Raw genomic sequence first — 23,866 nt, forward strand, 5'->3', positions numbered from 1 at the left:
CGCGCCGACGGCGGCCCGCGGATGGCCGAGCAGGGCACGGGTTTGACACAGCCCGAGCGGCGCTGGAACGCTGGAACGCAGCACGACGAAAGGCGACCCGTGAGCGACGACCGCACCAACGACCCCTCCCCGTACGGGCACACACCCGAAGCGACCGGCACGGGGGCGACGGGTCCCGACGCAGCGTCTCGTCCGACGGGCGACGGCGTGCCCCCGGCACCTCCTTACGCCGCTCCCCCGGCACCGGGCAGCGGCACCCCCTCGGCGGGGTACGCCGCCCCGCCTGCCCCGGCTTACGGCGAGCCCGCCTACCCGGCACCCGCGTACGACCCGTCTGCTCCCGCCGCCGCCGCACCGGCCTACGGCCAGCAGGACTACGGCCAGCAGACCTACGGCCAGCAACCGTACGGCCAGCAGCCCTATGGCGGGCCCGCCTACGGCTACGGCACCGCCGCGCGCATCAACCCGCTGGCGATCGTCGCGCTCGTGTCGTCGCTCGTGGGTCTGTTCGCCATTCCGGTCATCGGGCAGATCGTCGGCATCATCACCGGCCACATCTCGCTGAAGCAGATCAAGACGACGGGCGAACGCGGACGCGGCATGGCCCTGTCGGGTGTGCTCATCGGCTACATCAGCCTCGGGCTCGGCATCCTCCTCATCATTCTGGCGGCCGTCATCATCGGCGTCACCGGGGGAAGCGACATGCGCTACGGCGCTTGAGCACCCCTTCGACCTCTGCGGGTAGCGTCCATCGGGCGGCACCCCCAGCAGTGTCGGCAACGCTTGTCATGACGTCGAGACGACGCCCGCGAGAACGCGCCGCCCCCCTCGCCGACGGGCGTACCCTGAGACCACTGTGAAGACAAACCGCGCCCAGTCTGCGACGTCGCTCCCCAAGGCACCTCGGGAGAGCGCCGACGGTCGTTTCGCCAAGTACATGCTGATGATGGGCATCCGCATCGGGTGCTTCCTCGCAATGGCCCTCATCACGCCGTACGGCTGGTACACGTTCGTCTTCGCCGCGGGCGCGATCTTCCTGCCCTACGTGGCCGTGATCGTGGCGAACGTGGGCGAGGACGCCGCCGAGACGACGGCGATCAACCCGGAGCGTGCAATCGAGGCTCCGCGCCCGGCGCCGGCCGCCGCCGCCGTCGATCCCGACGCGCCGCTGGTCATCCGCATCGCCGAGACTCCGGGCATCAACCCCCCGCGCGACGACCGGTCGTGACCGACGCACCGAACACGTCCCCCGAACAGACGGGGTCCCTCGATCAGGCGGCGTCCGACCGACGGACCGCACTCCCCGAACAGACGGGACCTGGCGGTCAGGCGTCGTTCGGCCAACCGACCGCAGTCCCCGATCAGACGGGATCTGCTGGTGAGGCGGCGTCCGAACAACCGACCACACTCGCCGAAGCGGCAGCAGCCGTCGAGCGGACCGTGTGCTCGCGCGCCGGATGCCGTGACCTGGCCATCTGGGCCCTTCGCTGGCGCAACCCCCGCATCCACGCGGCCGACCGCCGCAAGACATGGGTCGCGTGCGACGAACACGTCGTGTACCTCCGGGAATTCCTGAGCGCGCGTGACTTCCCGGTCGAGGTCGCCGCCCTTGCGGCGCGACCCGAGTGAATGCTCGCGCGACAGTTCCTGAGCGCACGGGATTTCCCCGTCGAGGGGACCGTCGGCACGACCGGCGTGAGCGCACGTACAGGCCGAGCGACGTACCCTGGAAGCGTGGCGAGGGAGGATGACGTGAGCGATTTCGCAGCGCGTGTCATCGGAGACCGCACGTGAGCGCCCGCGAGACACCCGCCGCCGCCCGGTGGGCGATGTACGTCGGCGTCGCAATCCTCTTCGCCATCGCGTGCGCATTCCTGTCGAACTGGCAGTTCTCGCGTAACGCCGAGCGCACCGAGCAGCTGCAGCTCGTCGAGAACAACTACGACGCGGCTCCCGTCGCGCTGGGGCAGTTGCTGGCGGCCGGAGCCGAGCTGAACCCGGCAGACGAATGGCGCCCGGTGCGCCTCGAGGGCCGCTACCTCGCCGATGAGCAGCTCCTCGTGCGCAATCGCGCGCACGGCGGCTCCGCTGCCTACGAGCAGCTCGTGCCCTTCCGTCTCGACGACGACCGCGTCGTCCTCGTCGACCGCGGATGGCTACCACCGGGCAACAGCCAGTCGGCGCCCGACGAGATCCCCGCGCCGCCGGCGGGCGAGGTCACCGTTGAGGTGCGCCTGCGCCCCGGCGAGGCGGCCCCCACCTCGGGTCGATCGGCCGAGCCCGGCCAGGTGCCGACGATCAACCTCGGGTTGGTCGCCGAGCAGACGGGGCCGCTCGAACAGGGGGCCTACGGACTGCTGATGTCGGAGACCCCCGCCCCGGCGACGGCCCCGTTCACCATCGACCCGCCGAGCAACGATCCGGGCCCCTACCTCTCGTACGCGATCCAGTGGATCCTGTTCGCGGTGATGGGTTTCGCCTTCATCGGCTACGTCATCGTGAACGAGCGCAGGCTCCGTCGAGAAGACGCCGAAGACGCCTCCGCTCCGGTCGCGGCGGTCGAGACCGTGCCGAGGGAAGCCCGCCGCGTCGACCCGGTCGCCCTGCACCGTCTGCGGAAGCGTCCGCGCGACCGCGACGCCGACGACGAAGACGCCCTGCTCGACGCCCGTTGATCTCACGGACGCCGGCTACCCGGCATCCATCCGCTCCGAACGCGTGCACGCCCGGGTGATCGGGCGAGGGCGAGGCGGCGGCGATCAGACGCGGGAGAGCACACGAGCGTGACCAGGCCCGCGTCACCAGGCCAGCGTCACCAGGCCAGCGTGATCAGCCGAGCGTGATCAGGCGAGCGTGATCAGATCGGCGTAGTCGCGGCCCCAGATGTCTTCGACACCGTCGGGCAAGATCAGAACACGCTCGGGGTTCAGCGCCTCGACGGCACCCTCGTCGTGCGAGACGAGCACGACGGCGCCCTCGTAGTGCGCCAGCGCACCGAGGATCTCCTCGCGCGAGGCGGGGTCGAGGTTGTTCGTCGGCTCATCGAGCAGCAGCATGTTCGCCGACGACACCACCAGCGTCGCGAGCGATAGGCGCGTCTTCTCGCCACCCGAGAGGACCCCTGCGGGCTTGAGCACGTCGTCGCCGACGAACAGGAACGATCCGAGTACCTTGCGGGCCTCGGTCGCGGTGATGTGGGGCGCGGCCGACATCATGTTGTCGAGCACGGACCGCGAGACGTCGAGGTTCTCGTGCTCCTGCGCGTAGTAGCCGATCTTCAGGCCGTGACCGGGCTCGAGCTGGCCGGTGTCGGGCTGGTCGACGCCCGCGAGGATGCGCAGCAGCGTCGTCTTACCGGCGCCGTTCAACCCCAGGATCACCACGCGCGAGCCGCGGTCGATCGCAAGGTCGACGTCGGTGAAGATCTCCAGCGACCCGTACGACTTCGACAGACCGGACGCCATGAGCGGCGTCTTGCCGCACGGGGCGGGCTTGGGGAAGCGGAGCTTGGCGACCCGCTCGTCCTGACGAACCTCGTCGAGCCCCGACAGCATCTTCTCGGCACGCGCGACCATCTGGTGCGCGGCAGCGGCCTTCGAAGCCTTCGCGCCGAAGCGCGCGGCCTGCAGCTGCAGCGCCGTGGCCTTCTTCTCGACGTTGACGCGCTCCTTCTTGCGGCGTTCTTCGTCGGCCACCCGCTGGCGCAGGTAGTTCTTCCAGTTCATGTTGTAGATGTCGATGACCTGGCGGTTGGCATCCAGATAGAAGACGCGGTTCACCGTCTCGCCGACGAGTTCGACATCGTGCGAGATGACGATGAGACCGCCCTTGTAGCCCTTGAGGAACTCGCGCAGCCACACGACGCTGTCGGCGTCGAGGTGGTTGGTCGGCTCGTCGAGGATCATCGTGCGGGCGTCCGAGAACAGGATGCGCGCGAGCTCGATGCGACGACGCTGCCCACCCGACAGCGTCTTCAGCTGCTGATCGAGGATGCGGTCGGGAAGCGAGAGGTTGTGGGCGATGGATGCCGCCTCGGCCTCGGCCGCGTACCCACCAGCCGCTTCGAATCGCTCGGTGAGGTTGGCGTACTTCTTCATCGCCTTCGCCGCGACCGCGGCGTCGTCGTCGGCCATGGCCAGCGACGCCTCGTGCATGCCGAGCGCGAGCGATCCGAGGCCGCGGGCGTCGAGGATGCGCGTACGTGCGAGCATCTCGGGGTCGCCTGAACGCGGGTCCTGAGGCAAGTAGCCGAGCTCTCCCGAGCGGTCGACGCCGCCGTTCGAGGGCAGGAGGTCGCCCGCGAGCACCTTCGTCAGCGTCGTCTTGCCGGCACCGTTGCGCCCGACGAGGCCGATCTTGTCGCCGTCGGAGACGCGGAACGCCACATCGGACATGAGCACGCGGGCACCCACGCGGATCTCGAGGTCATGTACGGCGAGCACGGCGAACGTCCGTTCTTCGGGGTTTGGGGAGCGGCCAGACGATGGCCAGCCACCCAGTATAAGTCGCCTTCCCGAACGTCCCCCGACAGGGTTCTCACCGAGGGACCGCGTACCCCGGATGCCGCGTGCTCGTGCGCATCACCGAGCCCCTCGTCGGATAGCTCGGCGTCGAACCGTTCGACCCCCGTCTGGGCATCCGGGTTTGCGTTCTCACCCGATTGCTGACCTAAGCTAAGCCTGTCCTTACTTAGATCACAGGAGGCTCTCTGTGTCCCGATTCCGCGCTCTGGCGGCCCTCGCCGTCGGTTCCGCCCTCGTCCTCACCGGCTGCGCCGGTACGTCCGCGTCCCCCGAGGGAGAGGCGGCGCAGGGGTCCGACGGCGTGTTCCCCGTCACGGTCGACAGCGCCCTCGGCCAGGCCGTGATCGAGAAGAAGCCCGAGCGCGTCGCCACTGTCGCCTGGTCCAACCAGGAGGTCCCCCTCGCACTCGGCATCGTGCCCGTAGGAATGGCGAAGGCCACCTGGGGCGACGACGACGGCGATGGCATCCTCCCCTGGGTCGAAGACAAGCTGACCGAGCTCGGCGGCGAGACCCCCGTGCTCTTCGACGAGACCGACGGCATCGACTTCGAGGCCGTGGCCGACACGCAGCCCGACGTCATCCTCGCCGCATACTCGGGTCTGACGCAGGAGGACTACGACACCCTGTCGAAGATCGCGCCCGTCGTCGCCTACCCCGACGCCGCCTGGGGCACCACGCTCGACCAGATGATCCAGCTCAACTCCCAGGCACTGGGCCTGAAGAGCGAGGGCGACGCCCTCATCGAACAGATCAAGACCGAGTCGCAGGAGGCCTTCGCCGCGCACCCGGAGCTCGCCGACGTCGCGCCGCTGTTCGCCTTCACCGACCCCACCGATCTCAGCAAGATCACGTACTACACCTCGCACGACCCGCGCGCCGGCTACCTGCACGAGCTCGGCATGCCCGAGCCCGAGCAGGTGACGAAGACCTCCGCCGAGATCGACGCGTTCTACAGCGACATCAGCTCCGAGAACGCCGATGTCTTCGGCGACGTGGGCCTGTGGATCACCTACGGCAACACCGACGGCTCCACCGTCGCCCAGCTGCAGGCCGACCCGCTGCTGTCGCAGATCCCCGCCATCGCGGCCGGCCACATCGCCGTCCTCGAAGACGGAACTCCCCTCGCCGCCTCGGCCAACCCCTCGCCGCTGTCGATCAGCTGGGGCTTCGACAAGTACCTCGACCTGCTGACCACCGCCGTCGGCTGATCCCCCACCTCACCGGACCGCGCCCCTCGTGACCACTCGCTCCCCCGTCGTCGACGCACTCCCGGATGCCGCCTCCTTACGGCGTCCGGCGAGTCGCCGCCTTCTGTGGGTGCTGGTGCTCACGGGGGGCCTGGTCGTGGTGTCGGCGGCATCCGTCGCCTTCGGCACCCGCGATGTCTCCCTCACCGAGATCGCCTCCGCGTTCTCCGGCGGGGGCGGCGTCGGAGAAGCCGCGGTGATCGCCCGCGTGCCCCGCACCGTGCTCGGGTTGCTCGTCGGCGCCGCCCTCGCCATGGCCGGCTTGACGATGCAGGCCGTCACCCGCAATCCGCTCGCCGACCCCGGCATCCTCGGCGTCTCCGCCGGGGCGGCGCTCGCCGTCGTCACCGGCATCGCTTTCTTCGGGCTCTCCAGCTCGACCGGGTACATGGGTTTCGCGATCGTGGGGGCAGCAGTCGCCGCGGTCTTCGTCTACATCGTGGGCTCGCTCGGTCGCGGCGGCGCGACCCCGCTCAAGCTCGCCCTTGCGGGAGCTGCGACCACGGCCGCGTTCGGCTCGTTGTCGAGCGCGATCCTGCTCCCCCGCGTCGACCTGCTCGAGGTGTTCCGGTTCTGGCAGATCGGCGGCATCGGCGGCGCGACCTGGGAGCGCGTGCAGGTCGTGCTTCCGGTCCTCGCGATGGGCGCCCTCGTCTGCGTCCTGTGCTCCCGCGGTATGAACTCCCTCGCGCTCGGTGACGACGTCGCCACGGGTCTCGGGGAGCACGTGGGGCGCACGCGCCTGATCGCCTCCGCCGGCGCGGTCGTGCTCGTGGGCGCCGCCACCGCTGTCGCGGGCCCCATCGCCTTCGTCGGCCTCGTGGTGCCCCACGTCTGCCGCATGCTCATCGGCACCGACCACCGCTGGCTCGTGCCCTTCTCCGCTCTGGGCGGGGCGATCCTTCTCGTCGGCGCCGACGTCGTGGGCCGCCTCGTCGCGCGCCCCACCGAGGTCGAGGTCGGCATCCTCACCGCCCTGATCGGTGCCCCCTTCTTCATCTGGATCGTCCGCCGGCAGAAGGTGCGTGAGCTGTGAGCACGCAGACCCTCTCGCCCCGGGGCGATGCCGCGACGGCATCCGTGCCCGATGTCGCAGCGCTCGTCCGCGGCCGGCGCGGCCGCGCGCGTCGACGGACGCTCGTGGCCGCGACCCTGCTCAGCGCGGTCGTCGTGGTCTACGTCGTGACGCTGATGGTCGGCAACACCTTCTACACCCCCGACCAGGTCATCCGCGTGATCCTCGGTCAGACGGTGCCGGGCGCCTCCTTCACCATCGGCGAACTCCGCCTTCCGCGCGCCAGTCTCGGACTGCTCTCGGGCCTCGCCTTCGGCATGGCCGGCGTGACGTTCCAGACGATGCTGCGTAACCCCCTCGCCTCCCCCGACATCATCGGCATCTCCTCGGGTGCCAGCGCCTTCGCCGTCGTCGCGATCATCGGTTTCTCCCTCTCGGATGCCGCCGTCTCGGCGTTCGCCCTGGTCGGTGCCCTGGCCACGGCCGGAGCCATCTATCTGCTGTCCCGTCGCGGGGCCTTCACCGGCACGCGACTCGTGCTCATCGGCATCGGCGTCGCGGCCATGCTCGACAGCGTCACGACCTGGATGCTCACCCGCGCGGCCAACTGGGATCTGCAGACGGCGATGCAGTGGCTCACCGGCAGCCTCAACAACGCCTCGTGGGAGCGCCTGCTGCCCCTGGCTGCCACCGTCGTGGTCGTTCTGCCGCTCATGGTCGCCAACACCCGCGGGCTCGCTGTCCTGCGCCTGGGTGACGACTCCGCCGCCGGTCTCGGCGTTCGAGTCGAGCGCACGCGTGTGCTGCTCATCGTCGGCGCCGTCGTGATGCTGGCCGTCGCCACCGCGGCGAGCGGCCCCATCGCTTTCGTGGCGTTCATGGCCGGCCCCATCGCCGCCCGTCTCATCGGGCCGGGCGGCTCGCTCCTGGTGCCCGCTGGTCTCGTCGGCGCCCTGCTCGTCATGCTCAGCGACCTGCTCGGACAGTTCGCCTTCGACAACCGCTATCCCGTCGGCGTCATCACGGGCGTGCTCGGCGCGCCTTACCTGATCTACCTCCTCATCAGGACCAACCGTTCCGGAGGCTCACTGTGACCACCCCCGCGCGCTCCCAGCCAGAGGGAGCCCTCTCGTGACCGCGAACCGAACGCTCACCGCTGAGGGGCTCACTCTCGCGTACGGCGACCGCACGATCGTCGACGACCTCGACATCACCTTCCCCGCGGGTCGCATCACCGCGATCGTCGGCGCCAACGGCTGCGGCAAGTCGACTCTCCTCCGCGCGCTCGCGCGTCTGCTTCCGCCCAAGGCCGGGCGCGTCGTGCTCGACGGCAAGGCGCTGCACGAACGCCCCTCCAAGGAGGTCGCGCGCATCCTCGGCCTGCTCCCGCAGAGCCCGATCGCTCCCGAGGGCATCGCCGTGGCCGACCTGGTCGGCCGCGGACGCCACCCCCACCAGCGCGCGCTCGCCCGGTGGAGCGCTCGCGACTACGAGGTCGTGGCCGAGGCCCTCGCCGCGACCGGCATCAGCGACCTCGCCGACCGTTCGATCGACGAGCTGTCCGGCGGGCAGCGTCAGCGCGTGTGGATCGCCATGGCGCTCGCCCAAGAGACCGACATCCTGCTGCTCGACGAGCCGACGACCTTCCTCGACGTCGCGCACCAGGTCGAGGTCCTCGACCTGCTCACCGATCTCAACCGCGACCGCGGCACCACGACGGTGATGGTCCTGCACGACATGAACATGGCCGCCCGTTACGCCGATCACCTCATCGCGCTCCGCGAGGGGCACGTGGTCGCCGCCGGAGACCCCACCACCGTCATGACCTCCGAGCTCATCCGCGAGGTCTTCGGACTCGACGCCCTCGTCGTCCCCGACCCCGTCTCCGGCACCCCGCTCGTCCTCCCCCGCGGCCGCCACCACGTCAGTCCGCGCGTGCCCGCCGCCGACACCGTTCAGGAGCCCCTCGATGTCCTCCCCTCGTGAGACCTCCCGCTTCTTCCGCGTCCGCGTCGCACGCATCACCGACCTCACGCCGAGCTTCCGGCGTTTCACGTTCACGGGCGACGACCTCAATGAGTACGGCGACCCCGGCTTCGATCAGCGCATCAAGGTCGTCTTCCCCACCGAGACCCTGGGGTTGGATGCCATGCCCACGGGCTCGGACTGGTGGACCGACTGGCGCGCCCTTCCTGACGAAGGCCGCCTGCCCTTCCGCACCTACACGACGCGGGCGGTGCGGCGCGGCGATCGCGAGGTCGACATCGACATGGTCGCTCACGAGGTGATCGGACCGGCGTCGGCCTGGATCGAAAGCGCGCGCCCCGGCGACGAGGTGCTCATCTTCGCCCCCACCATCGCCCTCACCGACGTGAGCTTCGGCGTCGACTTCGTCCCACCGGCCCAGACCGGCGAATACCTTCTCGCCGGCGATGAGACCGCCGCCCCCGCCATCGCGGTGATCCTCGAACAACTCCCGCCCGATGCCACGGGCACCGTCGTGCTCGAAGTGCCCACGCCCGAAGACTGCGCCTACCTGCCGCGGCATCCGGGATTCTCGTTCCGCGTCGCGGCCCGAGCGGACGGCGACCGTCACGCGCACCTGGTCACCGCCACGCGCGACGCGGCCTTCGCCCTCACCCCCGAGGGCCACGGCGACGAGGTCGAAGAGATCGACATCGACGAGGGCATGCTCTGGGAGGTCCCGCGCACGGCCAAAGGCGGCGCGGCGCTGAAGAAGGCGCCGCTGTACGCCTGGCTCGCGGGCGAGGCGTCGGCGATCAAGGCGCTCCGCCGTCACCTCGTGACCGAGCGCGGCGTCGACCGGCGCGCCGTGGCCTTCATGGGGTACTGGCGAACGGGCCGCGCCGAGTTCTGACAGGACTCGGGATGCCGCGCTCCCTCGCCCCGGCGGCCGTTAGGGTGGGCGACGAGTCGGACAGCCCAGCGTGGGCGACGTGGCCACAGAGGGGAGCACTCATGCGTATCAGCGCACGCAATCGGTTGAAGGGCACCATCGTCGAGGTCACGAAGGGGGCGACGACCGCACACGTTCGTATCGATGTGGGCGGCTCGATCGTGACCGCGTCGATCACCAACGACGCTGTCGACGAGCTGGGGCTCGCCGTCGGCGTCGAGGCGTACGCCGTGGTGAAGGCATCCGACGTCATGGTCGCCGTCGAGGACTGACCGACTCCCCGCATCACGTCGTCTTCGACCGCCGAGCCTCCGAGACGCTCGGGATGCCGGCGGTCGGCGTCGTGCTCAGCCTCGCGGTACCAGTTGTCCGATGCGCTCGATCGCCCCGCGTAGCACCTCAGGCGCGCATCCCACGTTGATCCGCACGTGCCCGACGCCCTCGTCGCCGAACAGCGGGCCGTGGTGGAGCGCGACCTTCGCTTCTCGGCGGATGAACGGCGCGGGGTTCTCCCCCCACCCGTAGGCCGAGACGTCGACCCAGGCGAGGAACCCGGCGTCGGGGATGCGGTACCGCGCCAGCGGGAGGTGCTCGGCGAGCAGGTCCGCCAGCAGACGGCGGTTGTGATCGAGGGCGGCCAATAGCCCTTCCAGCCACTCGTCGCTGTCGGCCGAGAACGCGGCACGGTTGGCGATGACGCCGAAGAGCCCCGCACGCCACTCCACCTCCCAGGGCAACGCGCGCACGACCGCGGCGGTCTCTTCGGCACCGGTCACGATGACCGCGCACTTCAGCCCTGCGAGGTTGTAGGTCTTGCTGGCACTCGTCACGGTGTACCCGACCGCGGCCGCCTCGGGCGCGGCATCCAGGAACGGGGTGAACACCGCGGGGGCGTGCGTGAGAGGAGCATGGATCTCGTCGCTGACGACCGTCGCCCCGTAGCGATGCGCCAGTCGTGCAAGGGCGGCGAGCGAGGCGCGCGTGTGCACCGTGCCGGTGGGGTTGTGCGGATTGCACAACAGCACCGACCGCGCGCCGGCGGCGAAGGCCCGTTCGATTCCCTCGAGATCGAGTCGCCAGCCCTCGCCGTCGTCGGTCAGGGGAACCCGCTCCACGATCGCGCCCGCCTCTTCGACCGTGTCGTAGAAGGGCGGGTACACCGGCGTGGTGACGATCACGCGGTCGCCGGGCGAGGTGACGGCACGCAGCACCTCGACGACCCCCATCATCACGTCGCCCGTCCAGCGGATGCGCGACGGGTCGGGACGCCAACCCCAGTGACGCTCGGCGAAGTCCGCGAAGTCGAGGTCGATCCCCGGTCGCGGCGGGGTGTACCCGGTGTCGCCGATCTCCACCGCGCGGTGAAGGGCGGCCGTGATGCCGGGAGCCAATGCGAAGTCGGTCTCGGCGACGAACATGGGGATCACGTCGTCACCGTACGAGCGCCACTTCGTGCTCGTTCGCTGACGGAGGAGGGCGAGCGGCAGGGCCTGGAGGGGAGGAACGCTCATGTCGCGAGCCTAATAAGCGCCCCGGATGCCGAGGAATCGGCGCGTCAGACGGCGAAACACGAGCACGGTGCCCCCTTCCCGGAGACACACGAACGCCCGCCCCCGAAGGGACGGGCGTTCATTGGGCAGGGTCAGATCGCGAAACCGAGGGCCCGCATCATGTCGCGGCCGTCGTCGGTGATCCGTTCGGGGCCCCACGGCGGCATCCACACCCAATTGATGCGGAAACGGTCCACCACGTTGTCGAGGGACTGGGCGGTCTGTTCTTCGAGCACGTCGGTCAGCGGGCAGCCGGCCGAGGTGAGGGTCATGTGGATGACGAGGGCGTCGTTCTCGTCATCCCATGCGAGGTCGTAGATGAGCCCCAGGTCGACGACGTTGATCCCCAGTTCGGGGTCCATGACGTCTTTCAGGGCCTCGGTGACCTCGTCGTACTTCTCGGGCGCGAGCGTTGCGGTCATGTAACGATCTTACGCGTCGACCGGCGTACCGGCCTCGAGGAAACGGTCGTAACCCTCTTCTTCGAGACGGTCGGCGAGTTCAGGGCCGCCCTCTTCGACGATCCGGCCCTTGACGACCACGTGCACGAAGTCCGGACGGATGTAACGGAGGATGCGCGTGTAGTGCGTGATGAGCAGCACGCCGAGGTCGGTCTGCTCCTTGGCGCGGTTGACACCCTCCGAGACGATCTTGAGCGCGTCGACGTCGAGGCCGGAGTCGGTCTCGTCGAGCACGGCGATCTTGGGCTTCAACAGCTCGAGCTGGAGGATCTCGTGACGCTTCTTCTCACCACCGGAGAACCCCTCGTTGACGTTGCGCGCAGCGAAAGTCGGGTCCATGCGCAGGTTCGACATGGCGCCCTTGACGTCCTTGGTCCAGCCGCGGATGGCCGGAGCCTCGCCGTCGATGGCCGTCTTGGCGGTGCGGAGGAAGTTCGTGACCGTGACACCCGGGATCTCGACCGGGTACTGCATGGCGAGGAAGAGACCGGCGCGGGCGCGCTCGTCGACGGTCATCTCGAGCACGTCTTCACCGTCGAGCGTGATGGAGCCGCTCGTGACGGTGTACTTGGGGTGACCGGCGATCGTGTACGCCAGAGTCGACTTGCCGGAGCCGTTGGGGCCCATGATGGCGTGGGTCTCACCGGTGCGGAGCGTCAGCGTCACACCGTTGAGGATCGGGGTCGTACCGTTCTCCGTCTCGACCGTCACGTGGAGGTCGCGGATCTCGAGGACAGGCATGGGGTTCCTTACGTAAGTCTGTGGTCGTGGGCGCGGCTCAGGCCGTCGCCTTGGTGACGGAAGGATCGATGAGCACGTCGTCTCCGTCGATCACGACCTCGTACACGGGCACCGGCTCGAAGGCCGGAAGGTTCAGGGGGCGACCGGTCTTCAGCGAGAAGGCCGAGCCGTGCGCCCAGCACTCCAGCGTCTCGCCCTCGACGAACCCGTCCGACAGCGAGATGTCGCCGTGGGTGCAGACGTCTCCGATCGCGTGCACCTCGCCGTTGCCGTCGAGGACGACGGCGATCGCGGTGCCGTCGATCTCGACACGGTGCGCTTCGTCTTGCACGAGGTCGCTCAGCGCGCAGGCGCGCGAGGCGCTCACGCGGCGGCCCCCTCGGCCAGCTCGCGCTCGATCGCCTCCGTCAGCTCGGTCTCGAGCTCGGCGATGCCGATGCGCTGCACGATCTCGCTGAGGAAGCCGAGCACGACCAGTCGTCGCGCCTCGTCTTCGGCGATGCCGCGAGCCTGCAGGTAGAACAGCTGCTCGTCGTCGAAACGACCCGTGGCGCTGGCGTGGCCCGCTCCCTGGATGTCGCCGGTCTCGATCTCGAGGTTGGGGATCGAGTCGGCACGCGCGCCATCGGTGAGCACGAGGTTGCGGTTGGCCTCGTACGAGTCGGTGCCGGTGGCATCCGGTCCGATGAGCACGTCGCCGATCCACACGCTCCGGGCGCTCCTGCCCTGCAACGCGCCCTTGTAGAGCACGTCGCCGACCGTGTGCGGTCCCTTGTGGTGCAGGTAGACCTGCGACTCGAGGTGCTGGCCGGCGTCGGCGAACGACAGACCGTACAGGCGCCCCTCGGACCCCGCGCCCGAGAGCTCGACCGAGGGGTTCACGCGCACGACCCCGCCGCCGAAGCTCACCACGACGTGCGTGAGCTTGGCGTCGCGGTCGACACGGGCCTGGTGGGCCGAGGCGTGGATCGCGTCGTCGTCCCACTTCTGCACCGACACGACCGTGAGGTCGGCGCCGTCGCGCACGAGGATCTCGACGTTCTGCGCGTGCTGGGCGGTGCCCTCGTGCCGCAGGACGACGGTGCCGCGTGAGTTCGGCTGCGCCTCGATCACGACGTGGGCGTGCGCCAGACCACCGGTGCCGGTCAGCCGCACCACCACGGGCTCGTCGAGCTCGACGTTCGCGGGGATCCGCAGCAGCGGCGCCTCGGATTCATGCGTCCAGGCGAGGGCGGCGATCAGATCTTCTGGACGGAAGTGCTCGCCGCGCGGCGCGTCGCCGGCCGCGAGACGAAGCTGCTCGACCTCGGCCGGAGCGTCGACCTCGACGTGCATGACGCCCGTCGGGCCGGCCTCGTCGACGAAGAGCGGCGCGAGCCGGTCGACGGGGCTGAGCTTCCAGTTGACCTCGCGGCCCGTCGGCGTGCCGAAGTCGGCCGGATCGAACGAGGTCGCCCGCTCCGAGCGCGTCTGCACCGGAACGATGGATGCCACGAGGGCGGCCGGGTCGATGTCACCCGCCACGGAATCCGCGGGGGTCGTGGTCGCTGTCGTCATTTAACCGACACTGCCTTCCATGCCCATCTCGATGAGCTTGTTCAGTTCGAGGGCGTACTCCATCGGCAGTTCGCGCGCGATGGGCTCGATGAACCCGCGCACGATCATGGCCATGGCTTCGTCTTCGGGGAGGCCGCGCGACTGCAGGTAGAAGAGCTGCTCTTCGCTGACCTTCGAGACGGTCGCCTCGTGGCCGAGTTGCACGTCGTCGACGCGGATGTCGATCGAGGGGTACGTGTCGCTCCGCGAGATGGTGTCGACCAGCAGCGCGTCGCAGCGCACCGTGTTGGCGGAGTGGTGCGCGTTGGCATCCACCCGCACCTCGCCCCGGTACCCGGCACGACCGCCGCCACGGGCGATCGACTTCGACACGATGGACGACTGCGTGTACGGCGCCATGTGAATCATCTTCGCGCCGGCGTCCTGGTGCTGACCGGGACCCGCGAAGGCCACCGAGAGGGTCTCGCCCTTGGCGTGCTCGCCCATCAGGTAGATGGAGGGGTACTTCATCGTCACCTTGGAGCCGATGTTGCCGTCGACCCACTCCATGGTCGCGCCCTCGTGGGCGACGGCCCGCTTGGTGACGAGGTTGTAGACGTTGTTCGACCAGTTCTGGATCGTCGTGTAGCGAACGCGGGCGTTCTTCTTCACGATGATCTCGACGACGGCCGAGTGCAGCGAGTCGCTCTTGTAGATCGGCGCCGTGCAGCCCTCGATGTAGTGCACGTAGCTGTCTTCGTCGGCGATGATCAGCGTCCGCTCGAACTGACCCATGTTCTCGGTGTTGATGCGGAAGTACGCCTGCAGCGGGATCTCGACGCGCACGCCCTTGGGGACGTAGACGAAGGAGCCACCCGACCAGACGGCGGTGTTGAGGGCCGCGAACTTGTTGTCACCCGCGGGGATGACGGTGCCGAAGTACTCCTCGAAGAACTCCGGGTGCTCGCGCAGCGCAGTGTCGGTGTCCATGAAGATGACACCCTGCTGCTCGAGGTCCTCGCGGATCTGGTGGTAGACCACCTCGGACTCGTACTGGGCGGCGACGCCGGCGACGAGGCGCTGACGCTCGGCCTCGGGGATGCCGAGCTTCTCGTAGGTGTTGCGGATCTCTTCCGGAAGGTCTTCCCAGGACTGGGCCTGCTTCTCGGTCGAGCGCACGAAGTACTTGATGTTGTCGAAGTCGATCTCGCTGAGATCGGCACCCCAGGTGGGCATGGGCTTGCGGCCGAAGAGCTGGTAGCCCTTGAGGCGCGTCTTCAGCATCCACTCCGGCTCGGACTTCAGGGAGGAGATGCCGCGAACGACGTCCTCGTTGATCCCCCGCTGCGCGAGCGCACCGGCGGCATCGGTGTCGTGCCAGCCGAACTCGTATTGCCCCAGGCTTTCGAGCTCGGGTCGGTCGATGAGTACATCGGACATGGTGATCACTCTCCTTCTCGGGCCTCAACGGTGTCATCCGCCCCGGCATTCCGGACTCCGGTCGAAGTCCCAGGAATGTCGCTGGTGGGCCCGTTCGAAGGCGCTGGCGGCGCGCCTAGACTGTCTCTGGTGCGGATCGCGCGAGCGACGCACCCGGACCCTTCGATTCTACAGGCACCCGCTCCCGGAACGGCAGCACCGCTCCCCCGCACACCGGGACCGCCGGGGCCACCTCGACGCCAGGAAGCCGCACGCATGCCCTCCGCTTCGTCCCCCACGTCACCGACCCGCGCTCCCGAGCCCCTGCGACGCTTCGTCGCGTGGTTGCCCGTCGACGTCGACCGGCGGGTGCGGGTGTTCGCGTGGCTGTCGTTCATCGCGGAGGTGCTGATCATCGGCACCGGCGGCGCCGTCCGGCTCACCGGGTCGGGACTCGGCTGCCCGACGTGGCCGCGGTGCACACCCGACTCCCTGATCAACACGCCCGAGATGGGCATCCACGGCGTCATCGAGTTCGGCAACCGCACGCTGACCGGGCTCGTCGGCATTCTGGCGATCGCGGTCGTCGTGCTCGTGTGGCGCATGCGTCACGAGCGCCGGGTGCTCTTCGTCCTCTCGCTCATCGTGCTGGTGGGCATCGTCGCGCAGGCGATCGTGGGCGGCATCACGGTGCTGACGGGCCTGAACCCCTTCATCGTCGGCTTCCACTACGTCGCGTCGGTCTCGCTCGTCGCCGTGTGCGCGGCCTTCCTGGTGCGGATGTACCAGCCGGCCGGCGCCCGCACACTCGCCGCCCCGCGCTGGTTCGCAGGACTCGTGCACGCCACCACAGCGATCCTCGCGCTGACCATCGTCTTCGGCGTGCTCACCACGGGTGCGGGTCCCCACTCGGGTGACGAGGCCTCCATTCGCAACGGGTTCGACGCCGAAGTGCTCGAGCACGTGCACGCGTGGCCCGGGTACGCACTGTTCGCCCTCACCCTCGTGGTCGTCGTGATCGCGTGGCGGCTCCGCCTGCCGGTACGTCGTTGGGCGACCGCCTTGCTGGCCGTCGAACTCGTGCAGATCGCCGTCGGCCTCTACCAGGCGCGCAACGGCCTGCCCGAGCTCGCCGTCGGCACCCACATGGTGCTCGCCGCTCTGGCCGCGGCGACCATGACCGTCGTCGTTCTTCGCCTGAAGCAGCCGGCCATCGCCAACGAGCCGATCATGCGTCGCGAGACGGCGTCCGCGCGCCGCTGAGCACCCGCCGGCCGGTGCCGTCGGGGCGAGACGGCGCTCTTATACGCTCATAGGGCATTCATCGGCGACCCCTAACGCCGACACCGCCGGGTGAGACAGTGTTGTTCCCCGGGTGCCCCGCGCCCGTGATCCATCCGATGCCACCGCGTCGGATGACGCTTTCCGACTCCCCCGGGTCGGAACGACAAGGAGTTCATCCCATGCACACTCGTCCCCGTCTGCTGACCAGCATCCCCTTCTGGGTGCTCGTCGCCGGATCCCTGGCCGCCATCATCGGCGGACTCGCGATCGTCCTGAACGGGATCACCGCGATGGAGGAGGTCCTCAACGACCCCAACGCCACCGTCGTGCAGGTCTACGTCGGTCAGTCGTGGGTCGTCGTCGGCGCCGCGGTGCTCGGTGCCGGTGCCGTGGGCATCGTGGCCGTTCTCGCGCTGGGCGCAGCCGCCGCCCTGACCCGCCGCCCGGACGTGGCGGTCGAGAGCATCGACTGGTCCAGCGACGACGAGACGGTCGCCGAGCCCGCCGTCGCGGCGTACACCCCCGCCACGACCGCCGCCCCCATCTCGGTGGAGGACGCCGACGTCGAGACGCCGTCGACGGCTCCCGCTCCGGCCCGCGCCGCGGCCGAGGCCGGTCACGACGCCCCCAAGCTCGATGCCGGAGACGACGCCACGCGTCGCTGATCCCGCTCGGACGAACGCGCCCGCTCCCTTCCGGGGGTGGGCGCGTTCGCGTGCCTCGACCTCGCGCGTCGGCTCCACCCCGCGCCTCGACTCCGCCTCGCGCCTCGACGCCACTCGCCCACCGGAGGAAATTCCGCGAGCGGAGGACGGATGCCGGAGCGGCGGCCCTCCGCCGGCGGAACCTCCTCCGCTTCCGCGGCCACCCCGCGGCATCCACGCCCTCTACCGAACGCCGCGGCTCACCGAACGCCGCGGCGCGCGCCACCCGCCCACCGGAGGAGATTGCGCGAGCGGAGGATGGATGCCGCAGCGGCGGTCATCCGCCGGCGGAACCTCCTCCGCTCCCGCGGCCTCTCCGCCCACACCCGTCGACGCCCACGCCCAACCGCGTCGCGGTCGAGCGACGTCGGGGGCGCGACGGCATCCCACGCGCCACTGCTCAAAACGCCGAAGCGCCCGCCCCGATGGGGGACAGGCGCTTCGCGGATCAGGTCAGAAGGGCAGCAGCGGGTCGACGGCGATCGCGACGAACAGCAGCGTGAGGTACGTGATCGACGCGTGGAACACGCGCATGGGACGAGGCTCGCCGCCGCGCACGGCGCGAGAGTAGAGGCGGTGCGATTCGTAGATGAACCAGCCACCGAACACCAGCGACGACACGGTGTACACCAGACCCATGGATGCCACGGGGATCAGCAGCAGCGAACAAGCGACGGTGGCCCACGCGTAGAGGATGACCTGCAGACCCACCTCGGATCCGCTCCGGGTGGCGCCCAGCATCGGGACGTCGACTTCTTCGTACTGCGCGGCGTACTTCATCGAAAGCGGCCAGTAGTGCGGCGGCGTCCACAGGAACACGAGCGCGAAGAGGATGAGCGCCGCCCACGAGAGCGATCCCGTGACGGCCGACCAGCCGATGAGCACCGGGAAGCAGCCCGCGATGCCGCCCCACACGATGTTCTGCTCGGTGCGGCGCTTGAGGATCATCGTGTAGATCACGACGTAGAAGAAGATGGCCGCGGCCGACAGACCGGCGGCCAGGGGGTTGGTGAACGCCCACAGCCAGACGGTCGAGACGGCGGCGAGCGTCCACGCGAACACGAGTGCACCGCGCGGCGAGACCTCGCCGGTCACGAGCGGACGGTTCTCGGTGCGCTGCATGTGCGCGTCGATGTCGCGATCGAGGTACATGTTGAACGCGGCCGCCGACCCGGCGCTCAGCGAGCCACCGATGACCGTGGCGAAGATCAGCCACAGGTCGGGCAGGCCGCCCTGGGCCAGGATCATCACCGGGACCGTGGTGACGAGCAGCAACTCGAGCACGCGGGGCTTGGTCAGGGCGATGTAGGCCCGGACGGTGCGTCCGACGGAGCGGCGATCGGTCGGCGCAATGACGTGCGACGTCGTCGAGATGTCCATCGTCCCCCGGGGTAGCGCGTAAAGATCCTCCCCGATTCTATGCCATCCGCACCACACGCCCGGCCGCCTGTCGAGCCCCGTCACGATCCGCAACAGCGTCGCGGGTTCTCGCTATGCTGGCGGTGAACGCGCGCCCCGCGGCGACACCCCCACCCCCCTCCCACTCCTACGGTGGTGAGCGCGGACGTCGGTCGTGAACGGGCGCAGATCGAGAGAGGCACCGTTTTGTCGGACTTCGAATGGGATGAAATCGATCGGCGCGCGGTGGACACCGCCCGCATTCTGGCGGCGGATGCCGTCGAGAAAGTGGGAAACGGTCACCCCGGCACCGCGATGTCGCTGGCCCCGGCCGCATACCTGCTGTATCAGCGGGTGCTGCGACACGACCCGGCGGACACGCACTGGCCCGGCCGCGACCGCTTCATCCTGTCGGCGGGTCACTCGTCGCTCACCCAGTACGTCCAGCTCTACCTCGGCGGCTTCGGCCTCGAGCTCAAGGACCTCGAGGCGCTGCGCACATGGGGTTCGCTGACCCCCGGCCACCCTGAATACGGCCACACCGACGGCGTCGAGATCACCACCGGCCCGCTCGGCCAGGGTCTGGCCTCGTCCGTCGGCTTCGCGTACGCCGCCCGCTACGAGCGCGGCCTCTTCGACGCCGAGAGCCCCGCCGGCGAGAGCCCCTTCGACCACTTCGTCTACGTCATCGCCGGTGACGGCGACCTCCAGGAGGGCGTGACGAGCGAAGCCTCCTCGCTCGCCGGCCACCAGGAGCTCGGCAACCTCATCGCGATCTACGACTCCAACCAGATCTCGATCGAGGACGACACCAACGTCGCGTTCACCGAAGACGTCGCCAAGCGCTACGAGGCGTACGGCTGGCAGGTGCAGACCGTCGACTGGAAGAAGACCGGCGAGTACGTCGAAGACGTCGCCGAACTCCACGCCGCGATCGAGGCCGCCAAGGGCGAGACGAGCAAGCCCTCGCTCATCATCCTCAAGACGATCATCGGTTGGCCCTCCCCCGGCAAGCAGAACTCGGGCAAGATCCACGGCTCCGCTCTCGGCGCCGACGAGCTGAAGGCCACCAAGGAGGTGCTCGGCTTCGATCCCGAGCAGCACTTCGCCGTCGCCGACGACGTGATCGCCCACACCCGTCAGCTCGTCGAGCGCGGCGAGGCCGAGAAGGCCGCCTGGCAGTCGACCTTCGACGCGTGGGCCGCGAAGTATCCGGAACGCAAGCAGCTGTGGGACCGCCTGCAGGCTCGCGAACTGCCCGAGGGTATCGCCGACGCCCTGCCCGCCTTCGAGGCCGGCAAAGACGTGTCGACCCGCGCCGCCTCCGGCACCGTCATCAACGCCCTCGCCGCCGAGCTCCCCGAGCTGTGGGGCGGCTCGGCCGACCTCGCCGAGTCGAACCTGACGACGATCAAGGATGCCAAGTCCTTCATCCCCTCGTCGTGGTCGACGCACGAGTGGTCGGGAGACCCCTACGGTCGTGTGCTGCACTTCGGCATCCGCGAGCACGCGATGGGAGCGATCCTCAACGGCATCGTGCTGCACGGACCCACCCGGCCCTTCGGCGGCACGTTCCTCATCTTCAGCGACTACATGCGCCCGCCGGTGCGTCTCGCCGCCCTGATGAACATCCCGACCATCTTCGTCTGGACGCACGATTCCGTGGCGCTCGGCGAGGACGGCCCCACTCACCAGCCGGTCGAGCAGCTCGCGACGCTCCGCGCCATCCCGAACTTCGCCCTCGTGCGTCCCGCGGATGCCAACGAGACGTCCGTCGTGTGGCTCGAGCTCCTGCGTCGCACTGCCGGCCCCGCCGGTATCGCCCTCACCCGCCAGAACATCCCCGTCTTCGCCCGCGGCGAGGGCGCGGCATCCGGTGACGAGTTCGGCTCCGCGGAGGGCGCCGTCAAGGGCGCGTACGTGCTCGCCGAGGCGGCAAACGGCGAACCCGACGTCATCCTGATCGCCACCGGTTCCGAGGTGCAGCTGGCCGTCGAAGCGCGCGAGACCCTCGCCGCCGAAGGCGTGCACGCCCGCGTCGTGTCGGCTCCGTCGCTGGAGTGGTTCGCCGAGCAGGACGAGGCGTACCGCGAGTCGGTGCTGCCCGCGTCGGTCAAGGCGCGCGTGTCGGTCGAGGCCGGCTCCGCCCTCAGCTGGGCGGGGATCGTCGGCGACGCCGGACGCTCCGTCGCGATCGACCACTTCGGTGCGTCGGCCGACTACAAGACCCTGTTCCAGAAGTTCGGCATCACGGCCGAGGCCGTCGTCGAGGCTGCGCGCGACTCGCTCGCCGCGGCCAAGAAGTAATCCGAGGAGATTAACGACATGAGCACTCCCACCGCAGACCTCGCCGCCGCCGGCGTCAGCATCTGGCTCGACGACCTGTCGCGTCAGCGGATCCAGTCCGGCAATCTCGCCGAGCTGATCAACGCCCGCAACGTCTCGGGCGTGACGACCAACCCCACGATCTTCGCCGGAGCCCTCTCCAAGGGCGAGGCGTACGAGGGCCAGGTCAAAGAGCTCGCCGCCGCCGGCGCCGATGTCGACGAGGCGATCTTCTCGATCACCACCGACGACGTCCGTGACGCGTGCGACATCTTCCTCCCCGTGTTCGAGGCCACCGGCGGTGTCGACGGCCGCGTGTCGATCGAGGTCTCTCCCGACCTCGCCCACGACACCGAGGCAACCGTCGCGCAGGCCAAGGATCTGTCGGCGCGCGTTGACCGCAAGAACGTGCTGATCAAGATCCCCGCGACCAAGGCCGGCCTGCCCGCCATCACCGAGGTCATCGGTGCGGGCATCTCGGTCAACGTCACGCTCATCTTCAGCCTCGAGCGCTACGAAGAGGTCATCGACGCCTACCTCGCCGGTGTCGAGAAGGCGCAGGCCGCCGGCCACGACATCTCGACCCTGCAGTCGGTCGCGTCGTTCTTCGTCTCGCGCGTCGACACCGAGATCGACAAGCGTCTCGCGACCCTCGGCACCGACGAGGCCGCCGACCTCAAGGGCAAGGCGGGCATCGCCAATGCGCGTCTGGCCTACGAGCTGTTCGAGAAGAAGTTCTCGGAGGACCGCGCCAAGAAGCTGCTCGACGCGGGCGCGACCGTGCAGCGTCCGCTGTGGGCGTCGACCGGCGTGAAGGACCCGGCGCTCCCCGACACCCTCTACGTGACCGAGCTCGTCGCCCCCGGCACCGTGAACACGATGCCCGAGAAGACGCTCGAGGCCACGTTCGACCACGGCGTGATCGCCGGCGACACCGTCACGGGCGCCTACGCCGACGCGCACGAGGTGTTCGACCGCCTCGCCGCCGCGGGCGTCGACGTCGCCGACGCGACGCAGACGCTCGAAGACGAGGGCGTCGAGAAGTTCATCGCCTCCTGGCACGAACTGCAAGACACCGTCAAGACCGCCCTCGAGGCCGGAAGCGCCCAGGCCGCCAAGTGAGCTTCGCGGTCAAGGTCACGGGCCACGTCGGCTCGGTCGTGTCGGCCGAGCTGCCGGGCCTGACCGGCTCGCTGGTCGCGTCGGGCATCACCGCCGGCGACGCGAGCCTCTGGGGCCCGGCCGCTGAAGACGAAGCCTCCCGTCGGCTCGGGTGGGTGCGAGCGGTCTCCGTCTCGCGCCCGCTCGTGCCCGAGATCACGGCCCTGCGCGACGACCTCGTCGCGCGGGGCGTGACCCGCGTCGTGCTCGCGGGGATGGGCGGTTCGTCGCTCGCGCCCGAGGTCATCGCCCAGACCGCCGGCGTTCCGCTGGTCGTCCTCGATTCGACCTCTCCCGGGCAGGTGCTCGCCGCGATCGACGGCGACGCCGAGTCGGGCGGTCTCGCGCAGACCGTCCTGGTGGTCTCCAGCAAGTCCGGTTCGACGATCGAGACCGACTCCGCCAAACGCGCCTTCGAGGCCGCGTTCCGCGACCTCGGCATCGATCCGGCCGAGCGCATCGTCGTGGTGACCGATCCCGGCTCGCCGCTGGAGCAGTCGGCGCGAGCCGATGGCTACCGGGTCTTCACTGCCGACCCCGAGGTCGGCGGGCGCTACTCCGCCCTCACCGCGTTCGGTCTCGTTCCCACGGGGCTCGCCGGCGTCGACATCGACGACCTCCTCGACGAGGCGGATGCCACCCTCCTCGAGGTCGCGATCGACTCCCCCGAGAACCCGGCGCTCGTCCTGGCCGCCGCGATCGCCGGCGGTGGGGCGCTGCGCCGCGACAAGCTCGGCCTGGTCACCGACGGCAGCCACATCGTGGGTCTGCCCGACTGGATCGAGCAGCTCGTCGCCGAATCGACGGGCAAGGACGGCTCCGGCATCCTTCCCGTGGTGCTGCTTCCCGTCTCACCCGAGCTGGAGTCCCGACCCGATGACCTGCAGGTCGTCCGGTTCGTCGACGACGCATCGGCGTTCCACCTGTTCGAACGCCACACCGACGAGGTGCTGGTCAGCGGATCGCTGGGCGCGCAGCTGGTCGTCTGGGAGTACGCGACCGCGATCGCCGGCCGTATGCTCGGGATCGACCCGTTCAATCAGCCGGATGTCGAGTCGGCGAAGGAAGCCACCCGCGGTCTGCTGCAGGCGCAGCCGGCTCCCACCGCGCCGGCATTCGTCGAGGGCGGCGTGGAGGTACGGGTGTCCGACCCGACTCTGGCCGCCAGCGGCACCGTCGCGGGCGTACTCGCGGCCCTGTACGAGCGGGTCGCCGCAGACGGCTACTTCAGCATCCAGGCCTACGTGAACCGCCTCGAGCTCGCGCAGCTCGCGGGCCTGCGCGAACTCGTGGCCGCGGATTCGGGTCGTCCCACCACCTTCGGATGGGGTCCCCGCTTCCTGCACTCCACGGGCCAGTACCACAAGGGAGGACCCGCCACCGGCGTCTTCCTCCAGATCACCGAACGCACCGACGTCGACCTCGAGATCCCCGGTCGACCGTTCACGTTCGGACAACTCATCCAGGCACAGGCCGCGGGAGACGCGAGCGTGCTGGCGGAGGGCCACGGCCGTCCCGTCGTCACGCTGACGCTGACCGACCCGCAGGTCGAAGTGCTCTCACTCTTCGAGGCGGCACAGTAA

At 69.5% G+C, this 23,866-nt stretch carries 23 protein-coding genes; 15 read left to right on the forward strand and 8 right to left on the reverse strand.

Annotated elements, in window-relative coordinates; genetic code table 11:
* Positions 1-99: 99 nt before the first annotated feature.
* The 4 genes from ASF76_RS07210 to ASF76_RS07225 all read left to right on the forward strand — a co-directional run bounded on the left by ASF76_RS07210 (position 100) and on the right by ASF76_RS07225 (position 2,675).
* Positions 100-720, forward strand: coding sequence for a DUF4190 domain-containing protein (locus ASF76_RS07210; protein ID WP_055955108.1), 621 nt, complete (start codon positions 100-102; stop codon positions 718-720).
* A gap of 136 nt (positions 721-856) precedes the next feature.
* Positions 857-1,228, forward strand: a complete 372-nt coding sequence (locus ASF76_RS07215; protein WP_156459161.1) for a DUF3099 domain-containing protein — start codon at positions 857-859, stop codon at positions 1,226-1,228.
* Positions 1,229-1,440: 212 nt separating this feature from the next.
* Complete coding sequence (locus ASF76_RS07220) at positions 1,441-1,629, forward strand: hypothetical protein (protein WP_055955451.1); 189 nt, start codon at positions 1,441-1,443, stop codon at positions 1,627-1,629.
* Between the two features lie 200 nt (positions 1,630-1,829).
* A complete protein-coding gene (locus ASF76_RS07225; RefSeq protein ID WP_055955454.1) occupies positions 1,830-2,675 on the forward strand; it encodes an SURF1 family cytochrome oxidase biogenesis protein in 846 nt (281 codons plus the stop codon).
* A gap of 168 nt (positions 2,676-2,843) precedes the next feature.
* Here ASF76_RS07225 and ASF76_RS07230 read toward each other — a convergent pair whose 3' ends face one another.
* Positions 2,844-4,442, reverse strand: coding sequence for an ABC-F family ATP-binding cassette domain-containing protein (locus ASF76_RS07230; protein ID WP_055955111.1), 1,599 nt, complete (start codon positions 4,440-4,442; stop codon positions 2,844-2,846).
* 268 nt (positions 4,443-4,710) lie between these two features.
* Here ASF76_RS07230 and ASF76_RS07235 point away from each other — a divergent pair, with 268 nt between their 5' ends.
* The 6 genes from ASF76_RS07235 to ASF76_RS07260 all read left to right on the forward strand — a co-directional run bounded on the left by ASF76_RS07235 (position 4,711) and on the right by ASF76_RS07260 (position 9,976).
* Entirely contained in the window at positions 4,711-5,733 is a 1,023-nt protein-coding gene (locus ASF76_RS07235; RefSeq protein WP_055955114.1) for an iron-siderophore ABC transporter substrate-binding protein, read from the forward strand.
* A gap of 28 nt (positions 5,734-5,761) precedes the next feature.
* Positions 5,762-6,808 carry a FecCD family ABC transporter permease gene (locus tag ASF76_RS07240; protein WP_055955116.1) on the forward strand — a complete coding sequence of 349 codons (1,047 nt, stop codon included), beginning with the start codon at positions 5,762-5,764 and terminating at the stop codon, positions 6,806-6,808.
* On the forward strand, positions 6,805-7,881 hold the full coding sequence (locus tag ASF76_RS07245; RefSeq protein WP_082484905.1) for a FecCD family ABC transporter permease: 1,077 nt from the start codon (positions 6,805-6,807) through the stop codon (positions 7,879-7,881). Before ASF76_RS07240 ends, ASF76_RS07245 begins: the two co-directional genes overlap by 4 nt.
* Before the next feature lie 37 nt (positions 7,882-7,918).
* A complete protein-coding gene (locus ASF76_RS07250) occupies positions 7,919-8,773 on the forward strand; it encodes an ABC transporter ATP-binding protein (protein ID WP_055955120.1) in 855 nt (284 codons plus the stop codon).
* The gene (locus ASF76_RS07255) at positions 8,757-9,665 is read left to right on the forward strand and encodes a siderophore-interacting protein (protein ID WP_055955122.1); all 909 of its coding nucleotides are present in this window, start codon (positions 8,757-8,759) and stop codon (positions 9,663-9,665) included. The genes ASF76_RS07250 and ASF76_RS07255 overlap by 17 nt, the downstream gene beginning before the upstream one ends.
* 101 nt (positions 9,666-9,766) lie before the next feature.
* Positions 9,767-9,976 (forward strand): TOBE domain-containing protein, encoded by a 210-nt coding sequence (locus ASF76_RS07260; protein WP_055955125.1) that lies wholly within the window; start codon positions 9,767-9,769, stop codon positions 9,974-9,976.
* 75 nt (positions 9,977-10,051) lie between these two features.
* On the opposite strand, the gene ASF76_RS07265 is transcribed toward ASF76_RS07260, so the two are convergent.
* From ASF76_RS07265 to sufB, 6 genes are all read right to left on the reverse strand, one after another.
* A complete protein-coding gene (locus ASF76_RS07265) occupies positions 10,052-11,215 on the reverse strand; it encodes a MalY/PatB family protein (RefSeq protein WP_055955128.1) in 1,164 nt (387 codons plus the stop codon).
* Between the two features lie 131 nt (positions 11,216-11,346).
* The gene (locus ASF76_RS07270) at positions 11,347-11,676 is read right to left on the reverse strand and encodes a metal-sulfur cluster assembly factor (protein ID WP_055837689.1); all 330 of its coding nucleotides are present in this window, start codon (positions 11,674-11,676) and stop codon (positions 11,347-11,349) included.
* A 9-nt stretch (positions 11,677-11,685) separates the two neighbouring features.
* Entirely contained in the window at positions 11,686-12,456 is a 771-nt protein-coding gene (gene sufC, locus ASF76_RS07275) for a Fe-S cluster assembly ATPase SufC (RefSeq protein WP_055955132.1), read from the reverse strand.
* Between the two features lie 37 nt (positions 12,457-12,493).
* Positions 12,494-12,823 (reverse strand): non-heme iron oxygenase ferredoxin subunit, encoded by a 330-nt coding sequence (locus tag ASF76_RS07280; protein ID WP_055955137.1) that lies wholly within the window; start codon positions 12,821-12,823, stop codon positions 12,494-12,496.
* The gene (sufD, locus tag ASF76_RS07285; RefSeq protein WP_055955140.1) at positions 12,820-14,013 is read right to left on the reverse strand and encodes a Fe-S cluster assembly protein SufD; all 1,194 of its coding nucleotides are present in this window, start codon (positions 14,011-14,013) and stop codon (positions 12,820-12,822) included. Before sufD ends, ASF76_RS07280 begins: the two co-directional genes overlap by 4 nt.
* The gene (gene sufB / locus ASF76_RS07290; protein ID WP_055955461.1) at positions 14,014-15,432 is read right to left on the reverse strand and encodes a Fe-S cluster assembly protein SufB; all 1,419 of its coding nucleotides are present in this window, start codon (positions 15,430-15,432) and stop codon (positions 14,014-14,016) included. It lies immediately after the preceding gene.
* 255 nt (positions 15,433-15,687) lie between these two features.
* On the opposite strand from sufB, the gene ASF76_RS07295 reads away from it, so the two are divergent.
* Positions 15,688-16,674, forward strand: a complete 987-nt coding sequence (locus ASF76_RS07295) for a COX15/CtaA family protein (RefSeq protein WP_055955143.1) — start codon at positions 15,688-15,690, stop codon at positions 16,672-16,674.
* 200 nt (positions 16,675-16,874) lie between these two features.
* Entirely contained in the window at positions 16,875-17,360 is a 486-nt protein-coding gene (locus tag ASF76_RS07300) for a hypothetical protein (protein ID WP_055955146.1), read from the forward strand.
* Between the two features lie 492 nt (positions 17,361-17,852).
* Here ASF76_RS07300 and ASF76_RS07305 read toward each other — a convergent pair whose 3' ends face one another.
* A complete protein-coding gene (locus ASF76_RS07305; RefSeq protein WP_055955149.1) occupies positions 17,853-18,779 on the reverse strand; it encodes a heme o synthase in 927 nt (308 codons plus the stop codon).
* Between the two features lie 225 nt (positions 18,780-19,004).
* Here ASF76_RS07305 and tkt point away from each other — a divergent pair, with 225 nt between their 5' ends.
* From tkt to ASF76_RS07320, 3 genes are read left to right on the forward strand one after another with little or no spacing between them, the layout of a single operon-like run.
* Positions 19,005-21,104 carry a transketolase gene (tkt, locus tag ASF76_RS07310; RefSeq protein WP_055955152.1) on the forward strand — a complete coding sequence of 700 codons (2,100 nt, stop codon included), beginning with the start codon at positions 19,005-19,007 and terminating at the stop codon, positions 21,102-21,104.
* A gap of 18 nt (positions 21,105-21,122) precedes the next feature.
* On the forward strand, positions 21,123-22,244 hold the full coding sequence (tal, locus tag ASF76_RS07315; protein ID WP_055955159.1) for a transaldolase: 1,122 nt from the start codon (positions 21,123-21,125) through the stop codon (positions 22,242-22,244).
* On the forward strand, positions 22,241-23,866 hold the full coding sequence (locus tag ASF76_RS07320) for a glucose-6-phosphate isomerase (RefSeq protein WP_055955162.1): 1,626 nt from the start codon (positions 22,241-22,243) through the stop codon (positions 23,864-23,866). Before tal ends, ASF76_RS07320 begins: the two co-directional genes overlap by 4 nt.

The organism is Microbacterium sp. Leaf151 (genome assembly GCF_001424225.1).
In the GTDB taxonomy this organism is placed as follows: Bacteria; Actinomycetota; Actinomycetes; order Actinomycetales; family Microbacteriaceae; genus Microbacterium.

Bases quoted from the DNA above. Each gene is read 5' to 3' on its own strand.
- ASF76_RS07225 (WP_055955454.1), top strand. From the start codon at position 1,830: ATGTACGTCGGCGTCGCAATCCTCTTCGCCATCGCGTGCGCATTCCTG.
- ASF76_RS07255 (WP_055955122.1), top strand. From the start codon at position 8,757: ATGTCCTCCCCTCGTGAGACCTCCCGCTTCTTCCGCGTCCGCGTCGCA.
- ASF76_RS07260 (WP_055955125.1), top strand. From the start codon at position 9,767: ATGCGTATCAGCGCACGCAATCGGTTGAAGGGCACCATCGTCGAGGTC.
- ASF76_RS07265 (WP_055955128.1), bottom strand. From the start codon at position 11,215: ATGAGCGTTCCTCCCCTCCAGGCCCTGCCGCTCGCCCTCCTCCGTCAG.
- ASF76_RS07270 (WP_055837689.1), bottom strand. From the start codon at position 11,676: ATGACCGCAACGCTCGCGCCCGAGAAGTACGACGAGGTCACCGAGGCC.
- sufC (WP_055955132.1), bottom strand. From the start codon at position 12,456: ATGCCTGTCCTCGAGATCCGCGACCTCCACGTGACGGTCGAGACGGAG.
- sufD (WP_055955140.1), bottom strand. From the start codon at position 14,013: ATGACGACAGCGACCACGACCCCCGCGGATTCCGTGGCGGGTGACATC.
- sufB (WP_055955461.1), bottom strand. From the start codon at position 15,432: ATGTCCGATGTACTCATCGACCGACCCGAGCTCGAAAGCCTGGGGCAA.
- ASF76_RS07295 (WP_055955143.1), top strand. From the start codon at position 15,688: ATGCCCTCCGCTTCGTCCCCCACGTCACCGACCCGCGCTCCCGAGCCC.
- ASF76_RS07300 (WP_055955146.1), top strand. From the start codon at position 16,875: ATGCACACTCGTCCCCGTCTGCTGACCAGCATCCCCTTCTGGGTGCTC.
- ASF76_RS07305 (WP_055955149.1), bottom strand. From the start codon at position 18,779: ATGGACATCTCGACGACGTCGCACGTCATTGCGCCGACCGATCGCCGC.
- tal (WP_055955159.1), top strand. From the start codon at position 21,123: ATGAGCACTCCCACCGCAGACCTCGCCGCCGCCGGCGTCAGCATCTGG.